Genomic DNA, 20,291 nt, shown 5'->3' with positions numbered 1-20,291 from the left:
CTTGGTTTAATATGTATTTAAAAACTGGTTAACCAAACTGGTTAGGCAAATTTAGGGAAATTAATCTAGTTTAAAATAATTATCACATACTAATTAAAACCCTTGAAGTTACATTGATTCCGTCGATTTTAGCCCAACGGAATCAATGGTAGCTAACTCAAACTAAAATTCTTAACCTATCCAAAAGCATTTTCAACTTCCTTGATAACCAGGATTTTGAGTGATTACCCCATCGCTGGCTAGAATTTCTGAGATTGGGATTGGAAATAGGTAATAATTTGGATCAACTGATTCTCCAATTTCCTCGTTAACAGTACCTGTTCTTACCAAATCAAACCATCTCTGTCCTTCAAAGGCCAATTCCAATCTTCTTTCATCATATATAGCTTCTCTAACCAATGCTTGTGTATTAAGCACAGTATGGTCCAGAGGATCTAATCCAGCTCTTGTTCTTATAGGATCTAATAGATCAAGTACTTCCTCCGAAGACGTACCATTCTCATTCAATGTCTCTGCATATAACAAAATAACGTCTGCTAACCTAAGTTCTATCCAATCATGATCGGGACCTCCAGTTTGGGGATATTTTGGTGATGCCATTAGTCCTTCATCAATAACTACCCCTCTTCTTAATGTTCCTGATACTTCTCCATTTTCATCAAAAGCTGCAATTAAATCTGGGTCTAACGGCATCAAAGCTTTTGTATCCAGGCCACCATACCATGACCAAAATTCGGAATCTCCATATTCATCAACCACAGAACTTGAAATTTGGGTTGCAAATATGATTTCTGAATTTAAATCGTTTTCAAATCCAAAAATATCCCCATAATTAGCTTGTAAACTAATCCCTGCCCCAGCAGCTCCATTAATAACTTCAGCCAAAAGTGGTTGAGCATTACTAAAATCACCTCTTTGAATATATGCTTTTGCAAGCATTCCCTGAGCTGCGATTTGAGTAGCGCGTCCATTTGATAATCCGGAATTGTCCAAAGATGTTATTGCATCTTGAAAATCTGGAATGATCACGTTATTATATACATCAGAAACAGGCTGTCTTGCTAGAATAGATTTATCAGTTGTACTTGGAGAAGCAGATAAATTCACTGGAACATCACCAAATACTTTTACAAGTTTAAAGTAAGACAAAGCCCTCAAAAATTTTGCTTCACCAATATGAGTAGCATCTGATGAATTTTCAATTACATTATTGGCACTTAAAATTGACTTGTACAAAGCTGTGTAAAAAGGCCCGAAAAATTGATCTTCCATAACGGTTAATTCACCATTGAATCTATCGAATGCAGGATATGGCTCCTCGTCCATTAAAGCATTGTCTGCTCTAAAATCTCCCATTACTGCTAAAGGTGTAACAGAACCGTGCTGGTAAAAATAAGCAGCATTTAAAACTCCCTGAAAATCCTCCAGAGAATCTGCACTAGCAATATTTGGTGGAACCTGATCCAAATCACTTTCACATCCTACTGCTACCAACAATGACATTAATAATAACTTATATACTGTTTTCATTTTTTAATCTTTAAAAATTAACATTTAAACCAAATGTAAAGCTTCTTACAATTGGACTTGCACCTACCTGTACCCCATAGGTTGTAGGACCTAAATAATCATTATTCGTAGTCTCAACACCCTCTGGATTAAAAGACGTATAATCATCAGACCATAAATACAATAGGTTGGTTGCCGCAACATAGATTCTCGCAGAACGCAAACCTATTTTACTCGTTACCTCCTGGTCAATAGTGTACCCTAATGTGAGGTTTCTCAATGCAACGTAAGATGCATCTTGTACCTGGGCGTCTAACTGGTTTCTTGACTGGGTATAGAACTGGCCATTATGATCGGCAATACCGTCATTATTGGCGTCAAAACTATCCCTCACTCTTCCTCCAAATTCTGAATTATAGTAAATCGGGTCTATATTATAAACATCTCCTCCCTGGGACCCTTGAAATTGAAAAGACATATCAAAAGCTTTAAATTGCATTGAACTATTCAATCCCCAATAAAAATCTGGAGTATTCTGTCCTATTTTTACCAGATCTCCACCTTCTTCCACAGTTCTGGTTCTATCTATTACACCGTCACCATTCTGATCTACAACATAATATTCTGAACTATTCAAGCCAATAGCTCTTGTTGGATCTTCTATAAATCTATCTTCTACCTGACCTATAGTTTCAAGTCCCCACATTTCTCCAATTTCGCCCCCAACATAATTCCTAAAAACAGGTCCTCTACCACTCTGCCCGTAAATTACCTGAGGTAGTTCGTCCAGGCCACCTAGGTCGGTAATTTCTGTTTTAACCGTAGATAGGTTGGCTCCGATATTCCAGCTAAAATCTTTTTCAAAATCCTGGATAATAGCTGCAGATAGTTCAACCTCTAATCCAGAGCTTCTCACGTCACCAGAATTAAGTCGTATTGAAGTGGTCCCAAGGACTTCAGATACACTTTGATTAATAAGGATATCTTCAATATCCGACGTATAGTAATCTACACTTAACCTAAAACGATTTTTAATAAAACCTAAATCAACTCCATAGTTAGTTTCTGTATTCGTTTGCCAGGTTAAATTATCATTTGCTATATCTGAAGGAATTAGAAATGCATTTCCTAATACTGTTGCTTGTGGGTTTAAAAGACTCAAGGAATTATAGGCTCCTAAATCGGAGGTAGTTCCTAATGATCCTATACTAAACCTTGGTTTTAATGTGCTTAATAGTTCCGAGTTCCAAAACTCTTCATTATGCACATTCCATCCTACCGAAAAGGCCGGAAAGGTTTCGTATTTATAATTAGTCCCAAAGCGAGAATCCCCATCCCTCCTTACCGATGCCGATAATAGATAACGATTGTCATACGCATAGTTAATTCTTCCAAAAATGCTCCTTCTTGAAATTGTCTCATCCCTTTCCGTAACAGCTATATCTGCAGGATCTAAAAGGTTATAATTTATGATATCGCCAAAGGGCACATTTGTACCGTTTAAAGCCGTCCCATTGGTATAGAGGTTTTGAAATTCAAGCCCAGCTACGGCAGATATATCGTGCTTGCCCAATACCTTTGCATAATTCAAAGTTGTCTCACTTAATATTGAAGATCTTTTTATATCGGTTTGATCCAAGTTAGTTTGATTTGTACGTGCTCTGGAATCAAACTCGAGTCCCCTCCAAAAATAGTCTTGGGTATCCCTAATATCTGCTCCTAAAACAGTTTTAATGTTTAACCCATCTATGATCTCAAATTGTAAATAGGACGTAATATTAGCGAAATACGTTTTTTCATATCTGTCTGTATTATCAAGTTTCGTTGCCGGTCCTGCATCGCCAGATCCTCCAATACCATTCCCACTTCTACCGTACTGCCAGTCTTGCGCGGTATCACCAGGCTCTAAAGTATAGATACTATTATTAAAAGGAGCATCACCTCCTCTATAACCAGCGTCAAATGGATCAAGCCCTAAAGCCTGCGCTTGCTGATCCAATTGCTGAACGAATGCAATAGACGCTTCAGTGTGGTAAATAGGGTGAATGCTATATGCTCTTAAAAGATCTCTCATATCCCAACCCACGATATCTCTTTTAGATGCAAATCCATTGAAACTTACTCCGGTCTTAAATTTGTCTCCTATTTTAGTATCCACATTCAAACGTGCATTCACTCTTTCAAAAGCTTGATCCAATACAATACCTTCAGTATTTTGATACCCGATTGAAGCAAAATAATTTGAATTTTCAGTACCCCCGCTCATGCTGAAATCCTGATTATTACTATATCCATTTTTGAAAAGCCAATCTTCTACAGCTACAACATCAGGTGAATTTCTATAGGCATTTATCTTATAATCGACAAAAGCTGGATCCAATTCAGAAACATCATATCTGCCACTGGCTATACCACTCTCTAGGGTATTAGCCCATTCTCCGGATGTCATATTGATATTATCTTTCTTATATCTACTTGATGTACTCACATAAGTATTGTAGCTAAAACTAGGCTTACCCTCTTTTCCTTTTTTGGTTGTTACCAAAATAACACCATTGGCTCCCCTAGAGCCATAAATAGCAGCTGAAGCAGCATCCTTTAACACCTCGATACTTTGAATATCGTTTGGATTGACCGTTGCCAAACTTCCTGAAATAGGATATCCATCCACAACAATTAGTGGGTTTGAATTACCATTGATCGAAGATGCCGCCCTAATTTGAATCTTAGGATCGGAACCTGGTGCGCCATCCTGATTTTGAATTAAAACACCAGATAATTTACCCCCGAGTGCTTCATCCACTCGAGTTGCTTGAATACCTGCAACATCATCCCCATCCACCTGAGCAATAGCTCCTGTTAAGTGCGATTTTTTACGAGATCCATACCCAATCACGACTATATCGTCCAGTTGTTCTGAACTTGAGATAAGAGTTACATCTTGAGTTTGTTGTCCATCAACGGTAATCTCCAGGCTTTCAAACCCTAGGTATGAGAACTGGAGAATATCACCAGTTGCTACATCGATTTCGTAATTTCCGTCAAAATCGGTTACCACCCCGGTGTTCGTGCCTTTAATAAATACGTTTACACCTGGGAGGGGGATGTTATCATCCTGAGAAGTTACATTACCAGAAAGCGAATAACTTTCCTGAGCAATTGCATGTAAATGGCAAAATAACACCATTAAGAAAATTGCTGTGTTTTTCCAATTCATAAGTTTTCCATTTAATTAAATTAATAATTTAACCTAACCGATTAAGGCATGATATTTAAAAAAGAAATGGCGATAAAAATGTATTTATAAATTACGTACGAATTGGTATCTTTGGAATACATGTAAACGATAAGTAATTCGTAATGTGTTTAAATAACTTCTCTCTAAGGAAGTTTGATCTTAAAGGATGGGTGCGCACCCATCCTTTATTTTTTACCATTTTTACAACACCTTTAATTGGTTATCCAAATTGGTTTCCCAATCTGGTTTACCAAATATAATTTTATTTTTTTCTTAAACAAAACTTAATGCGATAATTTTTTATTTTTTACTTAATTTTTTATGGGAGTATAATTTAATTGAGGGTTTTCAGCAGAAAATTTCTAAGAAAAGGCTAAACCTCCATTGATATCGATATTCGCCCCTGTGATAAAGGAGGTTTGATTGGAAGCCAAACAAGCGACTGTATTTGCAATTTCCTCTGCGGTACCCTGTCGTCGCAGTGGGGTGGAATCCGCTATTTTTTTTCTTATTTCATCATTAGTAAAAGTATCATGAAAGGTTGTGGCTATCATCCCAGGACATAGTCCTTTTACCCGTATATTTCTCGGACCAACTTCTTTTGCCAAACCTCGGGAAAAGTCATTACTGCGCCTTTTGAAGTTGCATAAGCCAGGGATCCGGTCCCGCCGCCATCCCGCCCTGCCTGGGAGGCAATATTTATTATAGAGGCACCAGATTTCATATGGGACAAAGCAGATTTTGTTACCATAAAAACACTATAAAGGTTGAGCTTTATTACTTTATCAAAAAAAGCTTCATCCATTTCTTCCAACGTTTTTCTGGCTACTAGACCACCTGCGTTGTTTACAAGGATATAGATAGATCCATAGTTGGAGATGGCTTCCTTAACTAAATTATCGACATCTGCCTTTTTGGTCATATCTCCTTTAACGATAATTCCTTCTCCTCCACTAGAGATTATTTCCTTTAAAGTTTGTTCAGTATTAGCCTGGCTATGTAAATAGTTCACTACTACCTTGACACCTTCTTTTGCTAATTTTAGGGAAATGGCGTTGCCAATATCCCTGGTACCACCGGTGATGATGGCTGTTTTTCCTTGTAAATTCATAAGCATATAATTATTTTATACTTATCCGGTATAACACCTAATGATTGAATTTGGGCTACAATTGTCACGTCGAGCGCAGTCGAGCCGTATTTGTTTGACCTTTCGACTGCGCTCAAGGAGACAAGCATTATTATTTTTGCATAAAATCTTCCCTAATAGGGCTAAATACATCGATCAACATTCCATCTTCCAAACATAAAGCCCCGTGCATTACATGCGGGGGAATATAAAAGGAATCTCCTCCCTTGAGCACCTTTGTTTCTTCCCCAATTGTTAATTTAAATTGTCCGCTTACCACATAGGTAACCTGAGAATGATGATGCTCATGCATAGGCCCAATACTGTCTTTCTTGAATGACACTTGTACCAGCATGATTTTATCATCATAGCCCATTATTTTTCGTTTTACCCCTTCTCCTACTGTTTCCCAGGCGATATCATCACCTATTAAAAATTCCTTACTGCTTCCAAATGTTTCCATATTGTTCTATTTATTAATATTAGAGTAGTAATAAGCACCTTTCCATAAGTACTCTTTACCGTTTATATTCAATTGATGTTCTTTTGTTTTTGACGAATTTGTATTGCACAGAATAAAGATATTTGTATTTCCTAAATCATTTTCCATGCTTACCGCCGTATAATCTGTAGAATCATAAGCTACTTTTAATTTTGAAATATGGCTAACTGCATTTATTGCCAATTCTGACACCGGGCTGTAACTTCCATGCGGTTCTATGACAGAAACAAAAGTTGTGTTTTGTGAATTCTTTCTTCTAATCATCAACGCAGTATCTCTTCTCAGGTTAAACTTAGGGTCGTTAGCGCCTAGTCTTGTAAAGAACAGATCATCTAATGGATTTGTAACCGTGGTTATGGTATAAAAGCTACCACTGTTTAGCCAGGTAAATTTAGTGTTATCGGTATCGGCTTTGCTAATCCCTTCTACCCATAGATGTTGGTAACCATTATTAGTTCCCAGAATTTTCATTGGGGTGGGTGAGTCATATTTAAAATTCGTCTCTATGGGTTGACCCATAAAATAAAAGGGGAAGTCATATTGATTTTGCTTATTGGAAGTCACTTTCATGATATCCAAAACAAAAGGTTTTTCAAAATTATCTTCTTTGATCATGACCATAGTGCGCTGCAGTTCGGTACCCGGATAGGCATTTTTTTCCTTGGCACTTACTATCTGTACATTCCCATTGCTGGCGTCGAAGACGAACAATTCAGAATGATGCGTACTCCCTTTTTCATATTCACCATTAAAATGAGAGGTCTCGTTTTGAATAATGGTATTGTGCGCAATGCTCTGTTTTGCCCAGGTAGTATTTTCCTTTAGATAATTACCTCCTCCTTTTTGCTCGATATTCACAAACCGGGCAAGGCCATAATCCTGAATAACTTCATCCCCCTTTTCATAGAATGAAAATGATAATTTGTCGTAATGACCATGACTTGATCCTTGTGCAGTATATTTAAAAACGAGCTCTAGATCATCCTTTCTTAAAATAGCTACTCCACCTTGAGTTCCATTTGATCCATCCAATAAATTAATTGATTTCTTATCGAATGGTTTTTCTTTTCCGTTTTTGATACCTAGTGCTACTGAAAATCCTGAATCGTCTAACAATACTTGATCTTGTTGTTTTGCGATACTTAATAAACCTGTGACCTGGTTGGCGTTATGGTAGGCAATATCTACAGCAGTCACTAACTCTCTTGAAAAATACGACATGCCTTTTTGGGCATCGTTTAGCGGAAAAAATTCACCGTCTGCATCAGTAAGGTTTAACAATACATCTACAGCTTTTAAAAGCACCCCGTCTTTATACTCAAAAATCTTTAATTCTGGTTTTATATTTTGTAAACCCTGAGCAAAAATTAAAAACGGATACATCGCGTAACGCTGGTAATATGGTCCTTCGGTATAATAGCCATCAGGTGAAAAAGGCTCTTCTATATTTGCTAAAAAACCTGCTTTCCCGTCCTTATTAATATACCCTCCATCATCATCTTTAGTAGTTTTGTCCAGATCAACATCTTTAATTCCATACAAAGCACGTTGTATTAATTCTTCGTCGTTCATAACCAAACCAATCATCCCAACAGCTGCATTTCCCCAGGTACTATGGTTGTGAACTCTGTTATAAAACTGCGGATTTTCAATAGAAATATAATCTGCAAAAGGCCTGAAAAGATTTGTTTCCAGTTTGTTTCGTTCTTCTTTAGACAGGTAGTTATATATACAATCATAAGCCTGACTCACATACACCAACCAATTGGAATCGTTTAAAGATTGCCAGAATAATTTACCTCGTGCATACGAACGAGTTTTTGGATGTACAGGCAATGTCTTATATAAGGCTTCGTATTGCATCAATGCATCCTTAACGTATCTGGCGTATTTTTCGTCATCTAAAATTTGATATAACACACCTGCTTTTTGTAATATTAAAAAGTTACGCTTATGTCTTTCGTGCGTGTAACCTCCAGAATAATCTTCTGGTATTGGTGTATCAATTCCTTTAGCTATTTCGGCATCAACTTCTGCCTTCACCTTTTCTAAAGTTTTATCGAAAATTGGAATATTTCCCAATTGTGCTCTAATATCTTTTACGCCTTGGGCTGTTAGAATTAATTTTGGATGCGCCTGAGACGATGTTGTTTCAGAATTGTTTTCTGAAGCTGCTTGATTCTCATTTTGACCTGAACATATAAAGAACAAAAAAAGAATGATTCCTAGAGAAAATCCTGATTTATTTTTCATTTAAATTGGTCTACCAAATTGGTTTACCAATATACAATAATTTTTTACTTTGTCAATAATTTTTTCTCCCCAAAAGATAAAACACAATTTTATGAGGAACTACATATTGTAAACACCACCATTAATGTCTAGCGTGGCTCCGGTAATAAAACCATCGTATTCAGACGCCAAATATAGAACTGCCCGAGCTACGTCATCTGCGTTACCTGCACGTTGAACAGGAATGCCTGCGATTGTTGCAGCTGCTGAATCTTTTGTTGTATGCGTATCGTGAAAGGAAGTTCCAAGGATAAGGCCTGGCGCAACAGCATTAACGCGAGTACCTTGAGGGCCAAGTTCTGTTGAGAGCGCTCGAGTATATGTTAAGATAGCACCTTTGCTGGTAGCATAAGCCAGAGATCCTGGATGCCCACCTTTTCTTCCGGCAAGGGATGCCAAATTAACAATACTGCTATTGTTGTTTTTTGCCAAATAAGGTGCTGCAGCTCGTGTTACTAACATCATAGACGTAAGGTTGATGGCCATTACTTTATTCCAAAAATCAGTTTCCATTTCGCTTAACATCTTACGCGCTACCAGGGAACCTGCGTTGTTAATTAAAATGTCTATACCTCCTAAGGCTTTTGCTGTTTTTTCAATCAATGCGTTGACATCGGTTTCTTTGGTTAGATCACCAGAAATTGCAACCGCATTTACACCATTGCTCGTTGCATAAGTTGTTAATTGCTTCGCAGTATCTGCACTGGAAAAATAGTGAATTGCCACATGGGCCCCGCTATCAATAAAGTGTTTGGTTATAGACTCACCAATGCCTTGGGCACCAGCTGTGATGAGTACCTTCTTTCCTGTTAACTTAGTTTTTTGTTTCATATGTAGATATTTATTGTTTTTTTATGGTCATATGCAATTCGCATATCTTCATCGGTGTTTGTATCGCATTCCCGTTATGCTCATTTCATGGTTAATCATTTTTAGTGAAATAACCTTCATTAGAAACGGCATTATCACTTACAGTTATACTTGCATCCTTAAACCATACCTCAGCATAGTTTCCGTCTGCATATTGTTTTTCTATATCGCCTCCATGAGTTTCCGCGCCAGAACACCAATTTTTATTTATTGTAGGTGATTTTCCATTAGTTTGATTGTAAGCTCCCAACTTAAAAAAACATCCCTCGCCAGCATACGCATTTTTACGCTCTACCCCATCTTGCCCAACTGGCACGAATAGATCCTGTGTTTGCTTGGGAATGTCGGCAGTTGTTGGATATTCAGATTGGATTAGGTTTTTTGTAAAAGATTTGGTTTCATGTCCTTCACTAGTGAATTTTAAGTTCATAATACCATCCTTCACCTCGATTTCATAACTGAATTCTTCACCTAATGCAATACCATCCGCTGGTTCTTCCGGATAGGTATTTTCATCAGGGCCAACCACCGAAAAGTCATGCCCCCAAACCGCTGTGGAAAAATCCCAGCGTACAGAATTGTCATCGCCTGCGGTATTGATCTCATAATGCCAAAACACAGAACCCTTGGTATGACCGGGAAATTTCTTGTAAAATATTTTAAGCGGTTCGTTCTCATGGCCATCGGCACTATGAATCTGACCGACGACTACCGAGTACGAAGCCGCTACACGGGCATCGCCGGTAGATGATACATTCATTACTTTGAGTGTGGCCGACAGTTTATCATTAGCAGTTGCGGGATACCATTTTTTTATTTGAGCCAATTCGGTTCTCGTATTATTTGAAGTGCCATGGGTATCCCCTCCATTGGGCGCCTTAAAAACTACCCAATTCCCAGAATCATCCGTTGCAGTATAGAAGAAATCTTCATCTTCAAATTTATTGGCAATACCAGCATTGGAACCATCACCCAATATCAATTTCCAATGATCAAAAAATGGAATAACGTCACTTGCGTAAACTGTTTTATTCGCTTCCTTTTCACCTTTGCTGGCCTCAGTTGAAGTATCTGTGTTTTTGGTTTTATCATTACAGCTACTACTTGATATTAGTAAAACACCAAGGGCCAATGATATTGATAGTGATTTGATTGTATAACTCATCATATTATTAGTTTTAATTTTTAATACTTCTCTGTTAAAACACCTGATAGGCAAATCATAACTACAATTGTCACGTCGAGTATTTCGGCTTCGCTCAATACAGGCTAAAGTCGAGACGTTTTTGTTTGACCTTACGACTGCGCTCAAGGTGACAAAAAATTATACTAGTGTCTAAATAAGTAAGCATATAATTTTTTATTAAAATTGAATAGTTCCACATACATTTCTATGCAAATAACTTCTTAACATAAACAGGGTTTCATACCATTACTAGGTATTAAAAATACTCCCTCAATGCCAAAATTCCGTTGTAAGATATTATGCAAGCAAAAAGCAGGGAGGCAAACATTCCTATATTCACAAATAGGCTGGTTTTATATTCCTTCATCACTTTTTTACTGTTCACTAATATTATTATACCAATTATCACTAATGGCAAAGCAAACACATTAAATACTTGAGATAGAATTTGAACCTCAATAGGATTGGCTCCAAAAGCAGGCCCAATCAAAGCCACCAGAGAAGCGATAAAAGTTATAATTCTAAATTGCTTTGAGTTGGTATCTAATTCACCGGATTGATAATCTGCAATCAACAAAGGTGCTATTAACAAACAAGGAAAAATAGATGATAGACCTGCACTTAATGCTCCAAAAAAGAAAATAGTAACTGCCCATTTTCCAGCTACCGGCTCTAAAGTATTTGCCATATCCAGTACGTGGGTTACCTCTTTACCTTCATAAAATAATGCACCAGCAGCCACGGCCATTATAATTCCACTAATAACAAATATTAGAACAGCAGCAGTTATAGCATCTTTCTTCTGCTGATCTAAATTTTTAATAGTCCATCCTTTTCCTTTTACGAAGAGGGGACGCGATAAGAAGGTTGCAGAAGCCATGGTAGTGCCCACAAAAGCAGCTACCAACATTTTACCTCCCGGAACATCCGGTATAGTTGGGATTATTCCTTTGAGCACATCCAATGGTAGCGGTTGTACAAAAAATAAAGACAATAAGAACGATAACCCCATTAAAGTTACGAATATTACCAGGATCTTTTCAAAAAAAGTATACTTACCCACTAATAGTAACAAGTAGAAAACTAAAATTATAATAATGGCTGTTATTAGAACCGTTTCGTATTCATATCCGCTTAAGCCTGGAAAATTAAGCACCAATATTTCGAATATAATATTAGATGAAATTCCCAGGATTCCCATAAGGGAGTTCCATTGTCCAAAAGTGACTCCTATAATAATTAGTATAGCTAAGGCCTTACCAAATTTCAAGTGTTTCTTAAAACCATACAAGGCTGTCTCCCCGGTCAATAAAGCATAGTTGCCATAAGTGAACATTAATATCCCTGAAAAAAAACAACTCAGTAGTAACACCCATAGTAATTGCATATTGAATTTACTGCCGGCCACGATCATAGAGGTTACGCTACCTGTACCAATGGTATAACCAATAGCAAAAATACCCGGACCAAAACCTAAAATTATGGCAACGACTTTTTTTAGTAGTGATTTTTTCGCTGTAGCAGCATCCATAATTCTAAGTTAGTAGTTAAATATTAGTCCCAAATGGTATGATGGTTTTTGCCCGAATCATCATCAAGCCTTTTATAGGTGTGGGCTCCAAAATAATCCCGTTGCGCCTGAATTATATTAGCGGAAGAATATGCTGTTGTAATCCCATTGAAGAATTGAGTCGATTCGCTCAAAGCGGGTGTGGTGATATCATTAAGCAAACATTGTGAAACCACTTTTTTTGCTGATGGCCTGTATTTCTTGATTTTTTTTATCAATCGAGGATGGGTCAACAAGTTGGATGTCTCCATAAAGATTTCAACCAGATCCCGCATTAAGGTAGATTTGATAATACAGCCGCTTGTCCAGATTCTTGAAATTTCACTTAGATTTAAATTCCAGGAATATGATCTTGAAGCTTCTGCAATAATTTTAAAGCCTTGATAATGATTTATAATTCTCGCAAATTGGTAGGCTTCTAAAATCTCATTTGTGCTAATATTTAATTTTGAAGATTTTACTCCCTTAAAAGTCTTATTTAATAGAAGACGTTCCTCTTTATAAAACGAAATATATCTTGAAAATAAGGCCGATGCGATTAATGTACCTGGCACTCCAAGCTCTGCCGAAGCAATAGTCGTCCAGTTGCCTGTGCCTTTATTGCCGGCTTTGTCTAGAACCTTCTTTACTAACCAATCTTCACCTTCTTTTTTTCTAAAAATGCTTGCTGTTATATCCAGCAAATAACTATTTGCATTCTCCTTCCAGCTGTCTAAAATGGCAGCAATCTCGTCTGGATTTTTACCTGATGCTTCCATAATAGTGGATATCTCAGCTAATAATTGCATTTCTACATATTCAATTCCATTATGAACCATTTTTATAAAATGACCACTTCCTTCCGGTCCCACATAGGTACAACATGGTAAACCGTTACGGTCTTTAGCCGAAATGGTTTCGAGGTAAGCTTGCACCAGTTTATAAGCAGCTTTATCTCCCCCTGGCATAATGGAAGGCCCTTTTAAAGCTCCTTCCTCTCCTCCTGAAATTCCCGTGCCTATAAAGTGAATGTTCTTAGCTTTTAAATACGCTATACGTTCTTTCGTCTTTTTATAGTTTGAGTTCCCACCATCAACCAGAATATCGTTTTCAGACAAGTGTGGCAGCAAATCATCAATTACGAAGTCAATTGTTTTTCCTGCATTGACCATGAGCATAATTTTTCTTGGTTGTTGCAAAGAATTCACAAAAGCAGAAATATCATCAAATGCAGATGCATTAGATAATTCCGGAAATTGAGCTTTAAAATTTTTGGCGATATTTACTTCTACTCCATCAACATGTCTATTAAAGATTGAAATTTTGAAACCATTTCTAGCCAAATTTCTGGAAAGACTTTTTCCCATAACACCTAGACCAAATAATCCAAATTCCGAGGTTTCCATTAATTCGCTTTTTATAATTTTTATAATATCTTCTGGTGTTAAACTTATATCTACTTGCAATGCATCTTTAGGTTCTTCTAAAATGTCGAATTGCGATTTTAGCAATTCTGAAGGCATAAAATGATTGGCCCTACTATATATTCTTTCAAGAATCTGCTGAAAAGAACCTGATAAATAAACCCATTTTGTCTTACTTTCAATATCACGACTTAAATGATCACGATACTTTTGTTTTAATGCAGAACAGACAATTACGCAACTGGTCTCTTGGATTTGCTTCTTAGCCAAATTGTTTAAAGTGTCTAACCAGCCTTGTCTATCATCATCGTTTAATGGTTGACCACTAGACATTTTTGCGATGTTGCTTTCTGGATGAAAATCATCTCCATCAAAAAACGGGATATTTAACTCTTGCGCCAGCAACTTTCCAATAGTGGTTTTACCACAACCGGAAACACCCATTATGTAAATAAGCCTATTCATTACCTTTATCTGGTAGAACTCCCGGACCTACCGTAGCTTCTTTAAACCAGACTTCTGTATAACTACCGTTTTTATATTGTTTAGCTATATCGCCATCGTAGGTCTCAGAGCCTGTACTCCAAACAATATTATCTTCGGGATTTTTACCGTTGGTTTGATTATATGCTCCTTGTTTAAAAAATTGTATCTCGCCAGAATAAGCGTTTTCCCTTTCTACACCATCACGACCTATTGCTGAGTATAATATTTTCACCTGTTCAGGCATATCTGTCTTTCTTGAATATTCTGATTTCAGTAAGTTTTTTGTAAAGGTTTTGGTTTCGTGCCCTTCACTGGAAAAGCTTAGGTGCATAATCCCGTCAAAAACATTTACCTCATAACTAAATTCTTCACCTAAAGCAATACCATCTTCTGGTTCTTTTGGGAACGTAGTTGGAGTAGCGCCAACCACAGCAATATCATAACCCCAGACCGCAGTAGAGAAACCCCATCTACCAGAATTATCACCTTTGGTGTTGATTTCGTAATTCCAGAAAACTGAGCCTTTGGTGTGACCCGGAAACTTTTTATAGAATATTTTTAACGGCTCGTTTTTGTGTCCTTCATCACTATGAATTTGACCAACCACAACAGAATAGGAAGCTGCTACTCTGGCATCGCCAGAAGTCGAAACATGTTGTACTTTTAAGGTTCCTGTAAGTTTACCACCTTCTTCGGGAGTCCAGTGTTTTTTTTGTCCTAATTCAGTTCTTGTGTTACTTGAATTTTTTGAAGTTATCCCAGAGTTAGGCGTTTTATAAACTACCCAATCTGTTTTTCCATTATTTTCAACATAAAAGAAATCTTTCTTTTCAAAATTTACTAGATCTTGTTTATGTGTTCCGTCCCCTAAAAGAATTGTCCATTCATCCATAAATGGAAGGACATCGCTTGGATATTTTGCGGTTTCGCCTTTTTGCTCGATTTTCTTAGAGGTACCTGCGGCATTATCCTTACAGGAAAAAAAAGCGAAAAATATGAATATGGTTATGAATATTTTTTTCATTAGTACATTAATTTTTGCTTTAGGTTTTCTTCTACTTTAATTTCCCCGGAATTTTTAATGGAATTGTTCTCCGGTTTTTGCCCTTTTTCACCCCAGAGAATGGCGATGAATTTTACGGGATTGTTGAGAAAGCTATTATTGGAAAACTCGACATTCACAATTCCGCGTGTTTTCAAGAGAATATCCGTGTCCTCTGAAGTTCCGGAATTTTTGAATGTATTCCCGGTTAAAACCAGGTTTCCGCCAATAGTGGATTCATCATAACCGCCCCGGTAATAATTCAAAATCTCTTCCTTAATATTTTCAAATTTCGAATTAATGATATAAACAAACTCCGCGTTATACTCTCCCTTATCATCGGTTTCTTCTGCCAGGTTTATACCGCTTTGAAGATCTTTAATTGTTGAATTTGCTATAGAAATCGTATCGGCAAAAGAGCGTTGGGAAACTTTCAACAGGCTATTAAAATCGCTTATTTCAGAATTATCGACCCACAAGTTATAGGCACTGGACATATTTTTATCTAAGGTTCCAAAAGCATCACGGTTTTTAGTTCCTTTTAATATGATATTTTCCAACTTAAGAACCCCTCCCGGATTCATTTCGAAGGCCGCAGATGAATTATTCCCTGAGAATTGAAGGATAGCCCTATTTTCTTCACTTTTTGACTGAATAGTGATCTTCTTGTCTATTGGGATTGAGACGTCCAGCTTATATGCACCGGACTTTATTTCGATAATATCACCAGAAGCCATTTTTTGAACCGCTTCCAGTAATTCTTCTGAAGTTGAAACCTGAAATACTTCAGCCTTTCTATTTTCATTTATAGGAGTATACCAATCCGGTCCATATTTAGATATTTCAAACAACTTTTGATCATTGTGTACAGGAAGACTTATAGCGCCTATACTGTTAGATGTTCTTCGATCCTTTCCGAAAATATCCTCTTCAATCTTTTCAAAATCAAAACCTGAATAAATATCTGTTTGATTTTCAACCGGAACATATAAATATTCATTGATCTTTTTCATTTTAAAATCCCTGGTAATGATGCCCTTATCCCGGATTTCACTTTCGTTTGGACTATTTAAAATATTCTTTTTAAAGCTCACGCCATCTATCGTATCGTAAGCTACGACAGGAAATTTTTGCTCCTTATCATTGTAGATCAAATTATTGGCTAGCAATACCCGCTCAGGACGCGCAGAACGAATTTCGGAAGCAGGCAAGACATCGCTTTTAGCTACATTGGAGCCCACGCTAAAATGCCAAGGAGAGATGCAATTAACATAAGTGTTGAATGCAGCCACCACATCGGTCACCTGATTGTATCTATTTAAAGGGGATTTTGGTATTCCATTCATGACCGCCAGGGGGCTTCTGAATTCTGAACCTTTTAATTTATAAAAATAGTTATTGGTAATCCAGTGACCCGTATTGATCACCCGTATCCCTCCAATGAATTCGGAATTATCATTCCCTATAAAAACATTTCCATCAATTTTAGCATAATTGCCATGTCTTAAAACCAACGAACCCTCCGACTCGAAAAAAACATTGTGCTTAAATTCATTAAAATTGGATTTACTGGAGATAATCTCTACCTCCCCGTTACATCTGTAAAATAAATTCTCGGAAACATTAACATATGCAGGAGTCATTGAAGTTTCACTGGAGCCTATTTGTAAAGTTTCCCCGTGAGGACCTCCCTTTCTGGGCCTAGGGCCAAAATAATTATTGATTATTTGATGGTGTGTATTTATATTTTCGTTTCCTTTTAGGAATACCCTTAAAGTAGGTCCAGAATTAGATTTTCCTGCTATATAACAATGGTCCATCTGGTTATTTCTCCCCCAGAACTCTATCCAGTGATCCTGAACATCCCGGCTGGGTTGGGTAAAATTTTCGATTACGCAATTGGTGACCCGGGAATGGTTAGCGATATGTTCATTATCTACTTTAAATTGTATCACCGAATTGGACGGAGTGTACCCATTTGTGAAATACAAACCATCCACTATTAAATGTTCCCCAGCCAGTTTTAATGAAGATTTCCCTTCAATAGTTACTTTTCCCTTATCTTCAACGTTTAAAGTTATGGGTTGATCTTTAGTTCCCTGTCCCTTAAAAATGAGTTCAGCATCCTTCCAAACGCCATTAGCCAATGTGATCACATCACCCGGCTTTGCCTTATCTACCGCACTATTATATTCCGTAATATTCTTGACAAGGATTTGCTGGTTGGAAGCCTTTTGCGCAAAGTTGATCCCGCTAAAAAATAGTAATAAAGTAAGGAAGATATATTTCATGATTTAAACTGGTTTACCAATTTGGTTTACCAAATATATAAATAATCATCTCTTTACCAAATTTTTCTTAGTCATATTAGGAATCGCTTTTTATTATTGTGCAAAAATAAGATCTAGTGCCGCGAGGTGTGGGAGTTCGAGTCTCCCCGCCCGCACAAAGGAAACTTTCAGAGAAATCTGGAGGTTTTTTGGCTTTATAATAGTTGCCTCAGAAAGATGAAATTTTCTCACAAACTAAAATTCATTCAGTTTTAATTAGAGGGAGTGACATCTAAAAATCGATTGAACTCTTAAAAACTAAATCTTCTATATTCTCAGGATTTAATTGATATTGGCTTAGCGATTTTTCCCCAATAATAAACAAATCGTCATTTCTGATAATAAGATCGAAGGCATCTTCCTCTATCCCTCCCACAAGATCTGGTTGCGCTGGGTTGGTAACATCAAAAATCCGGACAACATTTTTATCGGTAACAAGCAAATAATTTCCGTAGAGACCAAGCCCAATGGGACGATCTAGGGCAATGACAGTAAGCAATTCTGGCCTCAGGAGATCTTGAGTGTTATAAATTTCCAACTGGTTGACATTTCCAGCACAATTCACATTGGTATGTAGCGTAACATAGGTAAAATCGCCTGATGACACCACAGGATCACAACTACGAACATGCTCTACTTTAGAGAGCTGAAGTGGAAATTTAGGATCGGAAATATCGAAAATAAACATGCCAAGACGGCTCCCCACAAACAAATATTCGTCTAAAGAATAAAGTGTTTCTATATCGAAACCAATAAATTTTTCTCCGGTAAACAGGGGTAATTCTGGATTTGAAATATCAAAAATCCGCAGGGATTGATCATCTACCGTATACAAATAATCGCCAACGAGGGCAAACCTTGCAAGGGAACCTCCAGAACCATCTACAGATGCTGCGGCTGAATTATCACCCTCCGCACTACAACCAATTAACAGAATAGAAAGACAGAATATTATTACTTTTTTCATCATCTTAGTTTATTTGTTGATAACCTATTACAACTTCATTTTCGGGAACATTATAAAATGAGGGCTCCAAACCTTCCGGAGAACGTAATTCCGGAAAAACATTCCGCTCCCGATGTACGATATTTAATGAGTTTGAATTTAGGGAATAGGTAAAAGCAACAAGATCTACTGCATGGTGCACATATAAAATATTGTTCCGGATAGCAAGGTCTGTAGCTAGTGGGATTTTTAGAAAAGCAACAGGGAGGGGATTAGTAGGATCTGAATTATCTATAATATGAAAGCCTTCACCGAGTTCATTTAAATAAATAAGATCGTCTTTTACATATATTTTACCAGCGTTAATTACTGGACGTTCCCCCATAAGGTCGATTCCTTTTTCAAATTCTTGGCGGGCTTGGGTGATGGGCTCATAACTACTCCTCATTAAATCGTCATCGCCTCCATGTCTGGGCCAGCAGGATTGGAGCAATAAGATGGCCATTAAAAACAAGCTTACATTCTTAATATTACAGATCATAATATAATCAGGATTAAAACTATTATGAAAAGTTACTATAATTTATTTAAAATTTACTTCTTTTATAGAAACCCATAATTTATTTTGGTTTGTCCATAAAGTATCATAAACTGGTAAAAGACGTCATTCTGAACTTGTTTCAGAATCTCATAATTCTGTAAATCAATACAATAAATTGAGATCCTAAAATAAACCCTCAATAAGGGATTAAATCCTGTTCATTCTAATTGTTTTAGAAGTCAATTAAATAGGTTAAATTATCACCTGTTTAAACAATTAAAATTTATCGATGCTCCAGATCTTGTTGAAGCGATTTTCATTTTTTACCATCCTAACCCTATTCTTTTCTTGTTCCAGTACCCAAAAAGTTAATTCCCAAGAACAAAACAAGCAAGTTGCAGGACATATTATCTTAATCGGAATTGATGGTTTTGGAGCTTATGCTTTCGAGAAGGCAAAAATTCCAAACATCCGTAAAATGATGAAAAACGGAAGCTATTCCCTACAAGCGAGATCTGTGCTTCCTTCTTCCAGCGCCGTAAACTGGGCTTCTATGCTTATGGGATCTGGTCCAGAACTGCACGGATTTACAGAATGGGACAGTCAGGAACCTGAATTACCTTCGGCAACACTTGGGGAAAGTGGCATTTATCCCACGATCTTTAGTGTGATAGACACTCAATTGCCAAAAGCAAAAAAAGGAGCTATTTATACTTGGGGCGGGATTCGAAATCTTTTTGAAAGAGAGCTCGTAGAGCTATATTATAATGGGGAAACCGATACCAAAACCATAGAAAAAGCCACAAGTTTTATAATTGAAGAAAAGCCGGTATTTACTTTTATCCATTTGGATGATGCCGATCATACAGGACATAAAATTGGCTTTGATTCCCCAGAATATTATAATGAAATTGAAAAAATTGATACCCTCATAGGAAAGATGATTGCTAGCTTAGAAGCTGAAAACTTACTAAAAGAAACCATCATCATACTAACATCAGATCATGGCGGAAACAGAAAAAGCCATGGCGGCAAAACCTTGAAGGAGGTAGAAATTCCTTGGATTATTTTTGGAAAGGGCATCTCCAACAAAGGAAAGTTAGAATCCACGATTGTAACCTACGATACAGGTGCAACAATTGCCTATTTATTGGGGCTTCGAGCACCTGAGTTCTGGAGGGGGAAACCTGTAATAAATATTTTAATGCTATAGATCAAAAATTAAGGACAAGTGCAATAAAGCTTCA

General features: G+C 37.1%; 13 protein-coding genes and 1 pseudogene. 1 reads left to right on the top strand and 13 read right to left on the bottom strand.

All coding sequences use genetic code 11. The annotated features are described in order from the left end of the window. Positions 1-192: 192 nt before the first annotated feature. The 13 genes and pseudogenes from JM83_RS08130 to JM83_RS08070 form a co-directional block, all read right to left on the bottom strand. Positions 193-1,530, bottom strand: coding sequence for a RagB/SusD family nutrient uptake outer membrane protein (locus JM83_RS08130; protein ID WP_144961033.1), 1,338 nt, complete (start codon positions 1,528-1,530; stop codon positions 193-195). Between the two features lie 10 nt (positions 1,531-1,540). Then, positions 1,541-4,726: a SusC/RagA family TonB-linked outer membrane protein gene (locus JM83_RS08125; protein WP_144961031.1), complete on the bottom strand. Its 3,186-nt coding sequence runs from the start codon at positions 4,724-4,726 to the stop codon at positions 1,541-1,543. Between the two features lie 383 nt (positions 4,727-5,109). Next, positions 5,110-5,858, bottom strand: a pseudogene (locus tag JM83_RS08120) (SDR family NAD(P)-dependent oxidoreductase). A 130-nt stretch (positions 5,859-5,988) separates the two neighbouring features. Then, the gene (locus JM83_RS08115; protein ID WP_144961028.1) at positions 5,989-6,339 is read right to left on the bottom strand and encodes a cupin domain-containing protein; all 351 of its coding nucleotides are present in this window, start codon (positions 6,337-6,339) and stop codon (positions 5,989-5,991) included. 6 nt (positions 6,340-6,345) lie between these two features. Then, positions 6,346-8,631, bottom strand: a complete 2,286-nt coding sequence (locus JM83_RS08110; protein ID WP_144961027.1) for an alginate lyase family protein — start codon at positions 8,629-8,631, stop codon at positions 6,346-6,348. Between the two features lie 99 nt (positions 8,632-8,730). Next, positions 8,731-9,501, bottom strand: coding sequence for an SDR family NAD(P)-dependent oxidoreductase (locus JM83_RS08105; protein WP_144961025.1), 771 nt, complete (start codon positions 9,499-9,501; stop codon positions 8,731-8,733). A gap of 91 nt (positions 9,502-9,592) precedes the next feature. Further along, positions 9,593-10,708: a polysaccharide lyase family 7 protein gene (locus JM83_RS08100; protein ID WP_144961023.1), complete on the bottom strand. Its 1,116-nt coding sequence runs from the start codon at positions 10,706-10,708 to the stop codon at positions 9,593-9,595. A 274-nt stretch (positions 10,709-10,982) separates the two neighbouring features. Then, positions 10,983-12,257: an Nramp family divalent metal transporter gene (locus tag JM83_RS08095; RefSeq protein ID WP_144961021.1), complete on the bottom strand. Its 1,275-nt coding sequence runs from the start codon at positions 12,255-12,257 to the stop codon at positions 10,983-10,985. A gap of 23 nt (positions 12,258-12,280) precedes the next feature. Beyond that, the gene (gene gndA / locus JM83_RS08090; protein ID WP_144961019.1) at positions 12,281-14,164 is read right to left on the bottom strand and encodes an NADP-dependent phosphogluconate dehydrogenase; all 1,884 of its coding nucleotides are present in this window, start codon (positions 14,162-14,164) and stop codon (positions 12,281-12,283) included. Further along, positions 14,157-15,209, bottom strand: coding sequence for a polysaccharide lyase family 7 protein (locus JM83_RS08085; protein ID WP_144961017.1), 1,053 nt, complete (start codon positions 15,207-15,209; stop codon positions 14,157-14,159). The genes gndA and JM83_RS08085 overlap by 8 nt, the downstream gene beginning before the upstream one ends. Continuing rightward, on the bottom strand, positions 15,209-17,518 hold the full coding sequence (locus tag JM83_RS08080) for a chondroitinase-B domain-containing protein (protein ID WP_144961014.1): 2,310 nt from the start codon (positions 17,516-17,518) through the stop codon (positions 15,209-15,211). Before JM83_RS08080 ends, JM83_RS08085 begins: the two co-directional genes overlap by 1 nt. Positions 17,519-17,789: 271 nt before the next feature. Next, entirely contained in the window at positions 17,790-18,527 is a 738-nt protein-coding gene (locus JM83_RS08075) for an LVIVD repeat-containing protein (protein ID WP_261376401.1), read from the bottom strand. Between the two features lies 1 nt (position 18,528). Beyond that, entirely contained in the window at positions 18,529-19,044 is a 516-nt protein-coding gene (locus JM83_RS08070; RefSeq protein WP_186434968.1) for a hypothetical protein, read from the bottom strand. 289 nt (positions 19,045-19,333) lie between these two features. On the opposite strand from JM83_RS08070, the gene JM83_RS08065 reads away from it, so the two are divergent. Beyond that, the gene (locus JM83_RS08065) at positions 19,334-20,257 is read left to right on the top strand and encodes an alkaline phosphatase (RefSeq protein ID WP_144961012.1); all 924 of its coding nucleotides are present in this window, start codon (positions 19,334-19,336) and stop codon (positions 20,255-20,257) included. Positions 20,258-20,291 lie beyond the last annotated feature (34 nt).

The organism is Gillisia sp. Hel_I_86 (genome assembly GCF_007827275.1).
GTDB lineage: Bacteria > Bacteroidota > Bacteroidia > Flavobacteriales > Flavobacteriaceae > Gillisia.
Note: the sequence above shows the minus strand (reverse complement) of the source record. Positions and strands in the feature narration are given on the sequence as shown.

Bases quoted from the DNA above. Each gene is read 5' to 3' on its own strand.
- JM83_RS08130 (WP_144961033.1), bottom strand. From the start codon at position 1,530: ATGAAAACAGTATATAAGTTATTATTAATGTCATTGTTGGTAGCAGTA.
- JM83_RS08125 (WP_144961031.1), bottom strand. From the start codon at position 4,726: ATGAATTGGAAAAACACAGCAATTTTCTTAATGGTGTTATTTTGCCAT.
- JM83_RS08115 (WP_144961028.1), bottom strand. From the start codon at position 6,339: ATGGAAACATTTGGAAGCAGTAAGGAATTTTTAATAGGTGATGATATC.
- JM83_RS08110 (WP_144961027.1), bottom strand. From the start codon at position 8,631: ATGAAAAATAAATCAGGATTTTCTCTAGGAATCATTCTTTTTTTGTTC.
- JM83_RS08105 (WP_144961025.1), bottom strand. From the start codon at position 9,501: ATGAAACAAAAAACTAAGTTAACAGGAAAGAAGGTACTCATCACAGCT.
- JM83_RS08100 (WP_144961023.1), bottom strand. From the start codon at position 10,708: ATGATGAGTTATACAATCAAATCACTATCAATATCATTGGCCCTTGGT.
- JM83_RS08095 (WP_144961021.1), bottom strand. From the start codon at position 12,257: ATGGATGCTGCTACAGCGAAAAAATCACTACTAAAAAAAGTCGTTGCC.
- gndA (WP_144961019.1), bottom strand. From the start codon at position 14,164: ATGAATAGGCTTATTTACATAATGGGTGTTTCCGGTTGTGGTAAAACC.
- JM83_RS08085 (WP_144961017.1), bottom strand. From the start codon at position 15,209: ATGAAAAAAATATTCATAACCATATTCATATTTTTCGCTTTTTTTTCC.
- JM83_RS08080 (WP_144961014.1), bottom strand. From the start codon at position 17,518: ATGAAATATATCTTCCTTACTTTATTACTATTTTTTAGCGGGATCAAC.
- JM83_RS08075 (WP_261376401.1), bottom strand. From the start codon at position 18,527: ATGATGAAAAAAGTAATAATATTCTGTCTTTCTATTCTGTTAATTGGT.
- JM83_RS08070 (WP_186434968.1), bottom strand. From the start codon at position 19,044: ATGATCTGTAATATTAAGAATGTAAGCTTGTTTTTAATGGCCATCTTA.
- JM83_RS08065 (WP_144961012.1), top strand. From the start codon at position 19,334: ATGCTCCAGATCTTGTTGAAGCGATTTTCATTTTTTACCATCCTAACC.